The sequence below is a fragment of the Streptomyces sp. NPDC058371 genome (assembly GCF_042723265.1).
Taxonomy (GTDB): Bacteria; Actinomycetota; Actinomycetes; order Streptomycetales; family Streptomycetaceae; genus Streptomyces.
This window is the reverse complement of sequence record NZ_JBHXJC010000010.1, coordinates 1-9,930: the sequence shown is the minus strand read 5'-3', so window position 1 is coordinate 9,930 and position 9,930 is coordinate 1. Positions and strand designations below refer to the sequence as shown.

General features: G+C 72.8%; 8 protein-coding genes. 3 read left to right on the top strand and 5 right to left on the bottom strand.

From position 1 onward, the window contains the following. Positions 1–134 precede the first annotated feature (134 nt). From ACFWM2_RS26255 to ACFWM2_RS26245, 3 genes are all read right to left on the bottom strand, one after another. Complete coding sequence (locus ACFWM2_RS26255; RefSeq protein WP_383284635.1) at positions 135–827, bottom strand: hypothetical protein; 693 nt, start codon at positions 825–827, stop codon at positions 135–137. 112 nt (positions 828–939) lie between these two features. Further along, positions 940–2,799, bottom strand: a complete 1,860-nt coding sequence (locus tag ACFWM2_RS26250) for a glycoside hydrolase family 3 protein (RefSeq protein ID WP_383284632.1) — start codon at positions 2,797–2,799, stop codon at positions 940–942. A 439-nt stretch (positions 2,800–3,238) separates the two neighbouring features. Continuing rightward, complete coding sequence (locus ACFWM2_RS26245) at positions 3,239–4,156, bottom strand: LysR family transcriptional regulator (protein ID WP_383284629.1); 918 nt, start codon at positions 4,154–4,156, stop codon at positions 3,239–3,241. Between the two features lie 109 nt (positions 4,157–4,265). Here ACFWM2_RS26245 and ACFWM2_RS26240 point away from each other — a divergent pair, with 109 nt between their 5' ends. Together ACFWM2_RS26240 and ACFWM2_RS26235 are read left to right on the top strand one after the other, a co-directional pair. Next, complete coding sequence (locus ACFWM2_RS26240; RefSeq protein ID WP_383284626.1) at positions 4,266–5,231, top strand: EamA family transporter; 966 nt, start codon at positions 4,266–4,268, stop codon at positions 5,229–5,231. Continuing rightward, complete coding sequence (locus tag ACFWM2_RS26235; protein ID WP_383284623.1) at positions 5,215–5,889, top strand: GNAT family N-acetyltransferase; 675 nt, start codon at positions 5,215–5,217, stop codon at positions 5,887–5,889. The genes ACFWM2_RS26240 and ACFWM2_RS26235 overlap by 17 nt, the downstream gene beginning before the upstream one ends. A gap of 72 nt (positions 5,890–5,961) precedes the next feature. Here ACFWM2_RS26235 and ACFWM2_RS26230 read toward each other — a convergent pair whose 3' ends face one another. Both ACFWM2_RS26230 and ACFWM2_RS26225 read right to left on the bottom strand, forming a co-directional pair. Then, positions 5,962–6,762 (bottom strand): sugar phosphate isomerase/epimerase family protein, encoded by an 801-nt coding sequence (locus ACFWM2_RS26230; protein ID WP_383284621.1) that lies wholly within the window; start codon positions 6,760–6,762, stop codon positions 5,962–5,964. Between the two features lie 195 nt (positions 6,763–6,957). After that, positions 6,958–7,890 (bottom strand): GNAT family N-acetyltransferase, encoded by a 933-nt coding sequence (locus ACFWM2_RS26225; RefSeq protein ID WP_383284618.1) that lies wholly within the window; start codon positions 7,888–7,890, stop codon positions 6,958–6,960. A 396-nt stretch (positions 7,891–8,286) separates the two neighbouring features. On the opposite strand from ACFWM2_RS26225, the gene ACFWM2_RS26220 reads away from it, so the two are divergent. Next, positions 8,287–9,714, top strand: a complete 1,428-nt coding sequence (locus ACFWM2_RS26220; RefSeq protein ID WP_383284615.1) for an alkaline phosphatase family protein — start codon at positions 8,287–8,289, stop codon at positions 9,712–9,714. Positions 9,715–9,930 lie beyond the last annotated feature (216 nt).

Here is a 9,930-nt window from a genome sequence, read left to right as displayed (position 1 = left end):
CTGCCTTGTTTTTGTCTCAGACAGAATCTCCCGGTTTCTTTCGGTTCTTTGGGGGGTACCTCTCTCCCCCCCCCCCCCCCCCGGCCCGTCTCCCGAAGGACTGTCTTCCGAAGGGCCGTCACCCCGGAACCCGGTCACACGGGCCGGGCGCAGCCCACCGAGCGGCTTCCGCCCAGCTGGACGTACAGCGCCGTGACGGACGGGCACTGCGACCGCTCGCCGACCGACGAAGTCACCTTGAACTCGGGGGGTTTCACGCCCTTGCCGTCGCACGCGGTCTCCCTGACCTGGCTCTTGCCCGTGCCGTAGACGCAGTCGCCGACGATGGTGCGCGGCCCGCCGCCGCCACCGGGGTCCCCGGGGTGTGGCGGTTCGAGGTTGCGCATACAGGCGTAGCCCTGCGGGACCGCCCCGTCGCCGTCCTCGTCGGCGGCCGGCTTCGTCTCGCTGATGTGGAGGACGAAGTCGGTGGTCGCCGGGCACACCGGGCCCTGCGCCACGTTGCCCTCGTGGCGGGCGACCACGCGCGCCGCCGCCCGCTCACTCGTACAGGGCACCTCCGTAAAACTCGTCGTCCCGAAGGAACTGCACTCGCGGATCGCGAGGAACACCGCCCCGTACCCGGTGGGCCGTGGTGACGCGGTCGCCTCGGCGGGCAGGCTGCCGCCCGCGGCGCCGGGAGAGCCCGCGGAGCCCGACGACTGGCATCCGCAGAGCAGCACCACGGCCAGTGCGCAGAGGAACAGCGCGCACAGGGCCGGCACGCCACGCGGAACAGGCACGACCTGCGCGGCAGGTGGCGCCGGCACAGCACGTAAGACCCGCATGGCAACCCCCCGATGCACCCCGCCCAGCGTGACCCGCCGAAGCGGGCCACGTCAGGCGTACCGGGTGCATTGCGCCAGTTGGGGGCGGTGCCCGGGGAGCGCTGCGTAGGGGCTAGTACGACAGCCCGTACCCGATCGGGTACAGCACCTGCGCCGGGTCGTCCGTCCGCTGCACCGGCACCGGCAGCTTCCCCTTCGGGGCGACGGTCCCGGCGATCACCCGCGCCGCCGCGCGCAGTTCGACGTCCGTCCAGGAGTACGCCGCCAGGTACGCGCCGACGGACGGGAGCTGGGCCACGTCGTACGGGTTGCGGATGGCGACCGCGATCACCGGGACGCCGGTCGCGATCAGCCGGCTGACCAGGGTCTTCTGGGTGCTGGTCGCCGACACGTTGTACGTGCCCACCACCACCGCGTCCTTGCCCTCGGCGGCCGCGACCGCCTTGTCGATGGTCGCCTGCGAAGGCGCCGTACCGGTGGACAGGGCGGTGGCCGTGAAGCCGAGCCCGGTGAGGGCGCCTGCCAGCACCGTGGTCGGCGGTCCGTCGGAGCCTGAGGGCGAGGCCGGATCGGCGCCCACGACCAGCACGTTCTTCTGGGTACGCCGGGACAGCGGCAGCAAGGCCGCCCGGTTGACCAGCAGCGTGGTCGTGCGGTCCGCGATCCGGTCGGCCGCCTTGAGGTGCGAGGCGATGCCCACCGTGCGGTCGACGCCCCGGTCGGTGACGTACGGGTCCTTGAGCAGGCCCAGCTTCGACTTGAGGCGCAGGACGCGCAGGATCGACTCGTCGAGGCGCGCCTCGGTCAGCTCGCCGCCGCGCACGGCCCGGAGGACCGCGTTCCAGGCGGTGTCGATCGAGGGCGGGTTGAGGAGCTGGTCGACACCTGCCTTCAGGGCGAGTACGGGGACACGGTCGTCGCCGTACTTCGTGCGGACGCCCTCCATGCCGAGCGAGTCGGTCACCACGACCCCGTCGTAGCCGAGCTCGCCGCGCAGGATGCCGGTGAGGATCGGGGACGAGAGCGTGGCCGGGTCGCCGGACGGGTCGAGCGCCGGGACCATGATGTGCGCGGTCATGATCGAGTCGATGCCGGCGCGGATGGCCGCCCGGAACGGCGCGGCGTCCAGCCTCGTCCACAACTCGCGGCTGTGCTCGATGACCGGGAAGCCGAAGTGGCTGTCGACGGCGGTGTCTCCGTGCCCCGGGAAGTGCTTGGACGTGGCCGCGACGCCCGCCTCCTGGTACCCCTTCACCTGCGCCGCGACCATTCCGGCGACCGCGTCCGGGTCGGCGCCGAAGGACCGTACGCCGATGACCGGGTTGGCCGGGTTGACGTTCACGTCGGCGTCCGGCGCGTAGTCCTGGCGGATGCCGAGCGCGTGCAGTTCGGCGCCGCCGATGCGGCCGGCCGTGCGGGCGTCCTCCCGGGAGCCGCCCGCGCCGAGCGCCATCGCGCCCGGGAAGAGCGTCGCGGGCTTGCCCACGCGTGCCACTATCCCGTGCTCCTGGTCGGTGGAGATCAGGACGGGCAGGCCGCGGGGCTGGTCGAGGGAGGCCTGCTGGATGCCGTTCGACAGCGCCGCGATCTGGTGCGGATCGCGGGTGTTGTGCGCCCAGGCGAAGTAGATGATGCCGCCGACGCGGTACTTGGCGACCAGTTCGGCGGCCGTTCTGACGCCGATCTCCTTGAGGTTGGCGTCGATGTCCGCTTGGTCGGGCGCGGTGGCCGAGTGGCCGTACACCCGCATCACGAAGAGCTGGCCGACCTTTTCCTCCAGCGTCATACGGGAGATGAGGCCGCGCAGCTTCCTGTCGTCGTGCGGGTCGGAGACCCTGCCGGTGGCGGCGTACGCCCCTGGGCCCGCGGCGAGCGCGGCGGTGACACCCGCCGTGGCGGTGAGGACGGTGCGTCTGGACGGTCTTGCGGTGCTTCCCGTGCCGGAGTCGCGCACGTGCGCTCCTTCCCTCATGAAGGAAACTTCCGAGGAGTCACGAATATCCGGGAAGTTTCTTCCAGTCAAGGGTGTGCACAGTAACCCGGGGAGGGGCCGTCACCGGCGCTGTTGGAGGGGGGCGCGCCGGTGACGGTCTGCTGCCGGCCGCAGGCGGCGGAGAGGGTAGGTCAGCGATCGCAGCCAGCAGCGAGGCCGACACCGCACGGCGGTGACTCTTCCGGCAGCTCGCCGCTTGGACGAAGCGGCGGGGGTCCGGGTTCCCCCGACCGGCAGACGGACCGCAAGTCGGTACGGGGGTGACGGGGGAGACGCGCGGGGTGGGCGTGCGCGGCGGCGACCCTCGGTGGACACCGGTTCGCCGGCCCGCTCCGCACCGTTTCGGGTGAGCGAAGCCCGCGCGCCGCGCCACGCCGTCCCGGGCGTTGGTGAGATCCGCCGGGCGGGTGCCCCTGGCTCAGTCCGCCCCGTCGGCCGAGACCCCGGCCCAGTGGTCCTGAAGGGTCCTGACCGTTTCCGCGATCGCGGGCCGCCGCGCGGCGCCGGTACGCCACAGCGCGTACAACCGCCGTACCGGCACCGGGTCGAGAGCCACCCGCACCACCCCCGCGGGCAGCGGCCCGCGCCCCAGCCGGGGGATCAGCGCGATACCGAGCCCCGCCCCGACCAGCGCGACCAGCGTGGGGTTCTCGTCGGCCTGGTGGACGATGTCCGGCTCGCAGCCCGCCGCCCGCAGCGTCCGCACCAGCCAGTCGTGACAGACCCGACCCGGCGGCTGGCAGATCCACCGCTCGCCCTTGAGGTCGGTCCGCCGCACGGCGGCCCGGCCGGCGAAGGGATGCCCCGCCGGCACCAGCAGATCGCACAAATCGTCCCCGATGACGGCCTGTTCGACCCCGGGCGGAGCCGGCAACCGCGCGATGTCCCAGTCGTGCGCGACCGCCACGTCGACCGCTCCCCTGGCGACCAGGTCGACGGAGAGATGTGGGTCGACCTCGGTGAGCCGGGTGTCCAGCAGGGGGTGACGTCGCGCCAGGTCGGCGAGGACTCCGGGCATCAGCCCGCGCGCCGCCGAGGCGAACGCGGCCACGGTCAGCCGCCCCGCGGGCAGCCCGCGGCGCTCCTCCAGCTCGGTCTCGGCCCGCTCGACGAGGGCGAGCAACTGCTGTGCCGTGGCGGCAAGTTGCTCGGCCTGCTCGGTGAGCCGGACCCCACGCCCCCGGCGTTCCAGCAGGACGGTCCTGGTCTCCCGCTCCAGCTTGGCGATCTGCTGGGACACGGCGGACGGTGTGTAGCCGAGCGCGGCGGCCGCCGCCCCGACCGTGCCGTGGACGGATACGGCGTGCAGGGCGCGCAGACGCTGCAGATCGAGCACGGGAGCCTCCGGAGCAGACGGTCACCCCACCATACGTAAGCAGCCCTACATCCATCCATGCAGTAATCCGCGCTGGTGCTACACGTTCCGGTCCCGGATGCTCGATCGCATGCGACCCGCACACCTCACCCTCGCCGTTGTCGTCGCCGCCGTCTGGGGCGTCAACTTCACCGTCATCGAGATCGGCCTGGCCCACTTCCCGCCCCTGCTCTTCTCCGCCCTGCGCTTCCTGGTCGCCGCCCTGCCCGCGGTCTTCTTCGTCGGCCGCCCCAAGGTGGCCTGGAAGTGGATCGTCGCGGTGGGGCTGGTCCTCGGCGTCGCGAAGTTCGGCCTGCTCTTCATCGGGATGGACGCGGGGATGCCCGCCGGTCTGTCCTCGCTGGTCCTGCAGATCCAGGCGGTCTTCACGGCCCTGTTCGCCTTCGCCGCGCTGGGCGAACGCCCCTCCCGGGTACGCGTCCGGGGCATGGCGGTGGCGCTGTGCGGGGTCGGCCTGGCGGCCGTGGACGAGGGCACGGGCGGCCCGCTCGGCGCCTTCGCCCTGGTCATCGCGGCGGCGGCCTGCTGGGGCCTGTCCAACGTCCTCACCCGCAAGGCGTCCCCGCCGGACGCGCTGAACTTCATGGTGTGGGTCAGCACCGTGCCCGTACTCCCGCTGCTGCTCCTGTCCCTGCTGACCGAGGGCCCCGACCGGGATCTGGCGGCGCTGCACTCGCTGGACTGGCAGGGGGCCGGCGTCATCGTCTACGTCGCCTGGATCACCACGGTCTTCGGCTTCGGCGCCTGGGGCCGGCTGCTGCGCCACCACCCCGCGTCCACGGTGGCGCCCTTCTCCCTGCTGGTCCCGGTCTTCGGCATGTCCTCCGCAGCGCTGTTCCTCGGCGAGTCGATCAGCCCGCTGCGCTGGGCCGCGGCCGCACTGCTGGTGGGCGGGGTGGCGCTGACGTCGCTGCCCGAGGGCTCCCGCCTCGCCCGAATTCGGATGACACGGCGAAGCGCGTCTTCGACAATGGCGCCCCGGGAGGCCGACTCCCTCCGCGACGAAGGGGCGCAGCACAGTGGGGTTCAAGCTTGAGGGGCCGGTTCTCGACGGTGCGCTGGTGCGCCTGGAGCCGCTGGAGGGCCGCCATGCGGCCGACCTGGCGGTGGCGGCGGAGGAGGACCGCGGATCGTACGGCTTCACCTGGGTGCCCCGGGCCGCCGAGGTCGGTGCGTACATCGACGCACAGCTCGCCCGGGCCGCGACCGGCCAACTCGCCCCGTACGCACAGGTGGAGCGGGCCTCGGGGCGGGCCGTCGGGGTCACGGCCTACTGGGAGCCCCGGTCGTGGCTCGGGGAGGACGAACTGTCCGCGATCGAGATCGGCTTCACCTGGCTCGCGCGCTCGGCCCAGGGCACCGGGCTCAACGCCGAGTCCAAACTGCTGCTGCTCCGCCATGCGTTCGAGAAGTGGGGCGTGGCCCGCGTCGACCTGAAGACGGACGCCCGCAACGCCCGCTCCCGCGCCGCGATCGAAGCCCTGGGCGCCCGCTGCGAAGGCGTCCTGCGCAACTGGTCCCGCTCCTGGGCCCCGGGCGAGCACGGCCGGCTGCGCGACTCCGCGATCTTCTCCGTCACGGCGGACGAGTGGCCCGACTGCCGGACCCGCCTCGAAGCGCGGGTGTCCGCGGCCCTGGAGCGCCGGACCGCCCGGCCCGCCCACTCGACGGGGGACCGGACGGCGCCCGCGTAGGTTCCGGCGCCGGGCGGGCGGCGCCGAGTCGTTCGCGAATCCGGCGCGGCTACGGGGTTCGGGGCGGCCGGGCTACGCCGAGTCGTTCAGGAGTCGGGCGAGGTGGTCGTGGCCCGGGGTGAGCAGCCCCTCCAGCGGGGGTGCCGCCTCGTACCAGCGCTTCTCGTACTCCCAGCACAGCCAGCCGTCCCAGCCCTCGCGGGAGAGGAGCTCGACGCATTCGGTGAGCGGGAGGACGCCCGCGCCCAGCGGGAGGGGTGTCGTGTCCTCGGCGGACGCGATGTCCTTGACCTGGACGTAGCCGAGGTGCGGGGACAGCGCGGCGAACGTGGCGGACGGCTGCTCGCCGCCCAGCCAGGTGTGCATGATGTCCCAGAGGGCACCCACCTGGCGATGGCCGACCGGGCCGAGCACGCGGATCGCGTCGGCGCCGGTGCGGTGGGAGTCGTGGGTCTCCAGCAGGATGCGGACGCCGAGTCCGGCCGCGATCTCCGCGGCCGTGCCGAGCCGGCGCGCCGCCGTCGCGTCCGCCTCCTCCCGGCTCTGCCCGGGATCCCCGCCGGGGAAGACGCGGACGAAGGGTGCCCCCAGGTCGCGCGCCAGTTCCAGGAGGTCGCGGATCTCCGCGAGTACGGCGTCGTCGTCGCCCGGCGCCGCGACGCGCGCGTATCCGGCGAGCCCGAGGATCTCGATGCCGGACTCCTTGAACAGGGCCGCCACCTCGGCCCGTTCCGTGAGCCCGATCCCCGGGTGCACCGGTTCCTCCGGGTGCGCGCGCAGCTCCACACCGTGGTAGCCGTGCGCCGAGGCGAGCTGCAGGACGTCAGAGATCGGGAGGCCGGGAACGCCGAGGGTGGAAAAGGCCAGTTTCACGAATCGCACCTCGCTACGGAGTGCCGGGCGCGGTGGCCCGGCGGGGAGCCGGCGGCAGTCCGGCCGCAGGACCGGCCCGCCGCACGGCGGCATGGGGGGACTGCGGCCCCTCGGACACAGTGCCCCCGGGCACCGGGCTCCGCGGGACAGCACAGCATGGCCGGACCCTACCCGCCCGGCGCCGGTCCATGACCGTCACTGCGCGGTGCCGTGCAGATCCAGACGCCAGTCCTGGCCGATCAGATCCACCCCGAAGGACCGGTGGGGCTTCTCGGCCACCAGGACGAACCCCTGCCGCTGGTAGATGTGGCGGGCCGCGCTCAGTACGTCGTTCGTCCACAGGACCAGCTCCCGGTAGCCGACCCCGCGGGCGAAGTCGACGCACGCGCGCACCAGCCGGTCGCCGACGCCCAGCCCCCGCGCCGACGGGTCGACCAGGAGGAGGCGCAGCCGGGCCGCGCCGGGTGCCTCGTCCCGTACGCACATCACGCACCCCACCGCCGCGCCGTCGGCCTCCGCGATCCACACCCGCTCCAGATGCGGGTCGTGGTCCTCCGCGAAGTCCGCGACGATCCGGGCCACCAGGCCTTCGTAGTCCGCGTTCCAGCCGTGCTCCGCGGCGTACACCGCGGCGTTGCGCTGCACGATCCAGCCCAGGTCGCCCGGGCCCGGCTCGCGCAGCACGACGTCCTCGCGGCGCGGGGCGCGGCGGTCCGCCAGGATCGTGCGGATGGTGCGCATCGCCTCCGCGAGACGGGGGCGGTCGTGCGCCGGGACGGTGGCCAGCAGCGAGCCGACCGATTCCCGCGAGCGCTCGTCCAGCAGGTCGGCGGCCTCCCGCCCGCGCGCGGTGAGCGTGACGCTGCGGCGGCGCGGGTCGCGCGTGGACCGGGCCCGCTCGAGCAGGCCGTCCCGCTCGAACTTGGCGAGGATACGGCTCAAGTAGCCGGCGTCCAGCGAGAGTTCGGCCCGCAGATCCGCGGCGTCCGTCCGCGGCGCGTGCGCGAGCTCGTACAGCACGCGGGACTCCGTGAGCGTGTACGGGGCGTAGAGGTGGCGGCCGTAGTCCAGCGCGCCGATGACGTTCGTGTAGAAGCGGTTGAACGAGCGGATGTCCTGCACGGTCATGGGGTACCTCGCGCTGCGGGTTCGGACGGCTCCTGGCGCTGCGGCTCACTCGGGGCGGCCCAGTCGCTTCGGAGCGCTCCGCCGCCCTGGATAGTTGACTCAGTCAGAGATATCGAGTCGAGCGTACGACTGCCGCGGGGCCGGCGTCCAGGGTCGCGCCCGGTGCCGGTGGTTCATGGGCCGGCCGGCCGGCGGCCAAGCGCCGGCAACGGCCGGGCAACGGCACGGCAACGCCGGTCACGGCTTGGCCAAGCCCTTCCCTCGCGTTGTCCGCATGTTCACCGCCCGCCTCTGCCAACTCCCGCGTGCCCCAAGGAGAGTGATCCGTCGGGCCCGTTCCGTACGCGGCCCGCACGTCACTCCGGAGAGCTCACGAAGTCTCAAGAAGGGGCATTCATGGCCGAGTTGACTCGTCGCAGACTCCTGGGATCGGCCGCCGGCGCACTGGGCGGTGCCGCGGCGCTCTCCCTTCTGCCGCCCAGCGTGCAGAAGGCCGTCGCGGCCGGACCGCCGCGGCACGGTTCCCTCCGCGACATCGAGCACGTCGTCCTGCTGATGCAGGAGAACCGGTCCTTCGACCACTACTTCGGCACCCTGTCCGGCGTACGCGGCTTCGGTGACCCGCACGCCCTGAAGCTCGGCAGCGGGCGGTCGGTCTTCTACCAGCCCGACTCCCAGAACCCCACCGGCTATCTGCTCCCGTTCCACCTCGACACGCACACCTCCAGTGCGCAGGCGATACCGTCCACGAGCCACGCCTGGGCGGTGCAGCACGAGGCCTGGAACGGCGGCAGAATGGATCAGTGGCTGCCGGCGCACCGCAAGGCGGACGGGGTGAACGGGCCGTACGTCATGGGGTACTACACCCGCGAGGACATACCCTTCCAGTTCGCCCTCGCCGAGACGTTCACCATCTGCGACAACTACTTCTGCTCGGTGTTCGGGCCGACCTGGCCCAACCGGCTGTACTGGATGACCGGGACGATCGACCCCGGCGGCACGCGGGGCGGGCCGGTCCTCGCGAACCGGGCGCCGACTCCGTACCGCTGGACGACCTACGCGGAGCGGTTGCAGGCGGCCGGGGTCAGCTGGAAGGTGTACCAGCAGGACGACGACTACGGCTGCAACATGCTGGAGCAGTTCGCCGCGTTCCGCGGTGCGGTGCCGGGGTCCGACCTGTACGAGCGGGGGGTGCGGGCGCAGCCCGAGGGGACGTTCGAGGACGACGCCCGCAACGACCGGCTGCCGGCGGTGTCGTGGATCATGCCGACGAGTTACCAGTCCGAGCATCCCGACTATCTGCCGGCGGCCGGCGCGGACTTCGTCGCCTCGAAGATCGAGGCGATCGCGGCCAACCCCAAGGTGTGGGCGAAGACGGCGTTCATCCTGAACTACGACGAGAACGACGGGCTCTTCGACCATGTGGCGCCGCCGACGCCGCCGGCCGGGACGGTGGACGAGTTCGTGCAGGGGCTGCCGATCGGGGGTGGCTTCCGGGTGCCGGCAATCATCATCTCCCCGTGGACGGTGGGCGGTTGGGTGTCCTCCGAGGCGTTCGACCACACGTCGGCGCTGCAGTTCCTGGAGCGGTTCACGGGGGTCGATGAGCCGAACATCAGCGGGTGGCGGCGGGAGACGTTCGGTGATCTGACGTCGGCGTTCCGGTTCTCCCACGGGCGGCCTCGTGCGCCGCGGCTGCCCGATGACACGGCGGAGCAGCTGGAGCGGGCGAAGGAGGAGGTCGCGACGCTGCCGAAGCCGGTTCTGCCGGGGGCGCGGCAGGCGTTTCCCCGCCAGGAGAGGGGGCACCGGCCGCACGTGTGACGTCTGCCGTTCTCTGGCGGGGGCGCCCCTACCGACTTGGGTGCCCCTACCGGCGGGGGCGCCTTGTGCGGGGCCGGTTCGCCTTGTGTCGGTGGCGGGGCCGGTTCGCCTTGTGGCGGTGGGTGGGTGGTTCGCCGTCCGGCGGTGGGTGGGTCGGGTCCGTGCCGGTACATCCGCCCGTCGCCCTACCGGCTGTGCTGTCTTCTGGGGGCGCTC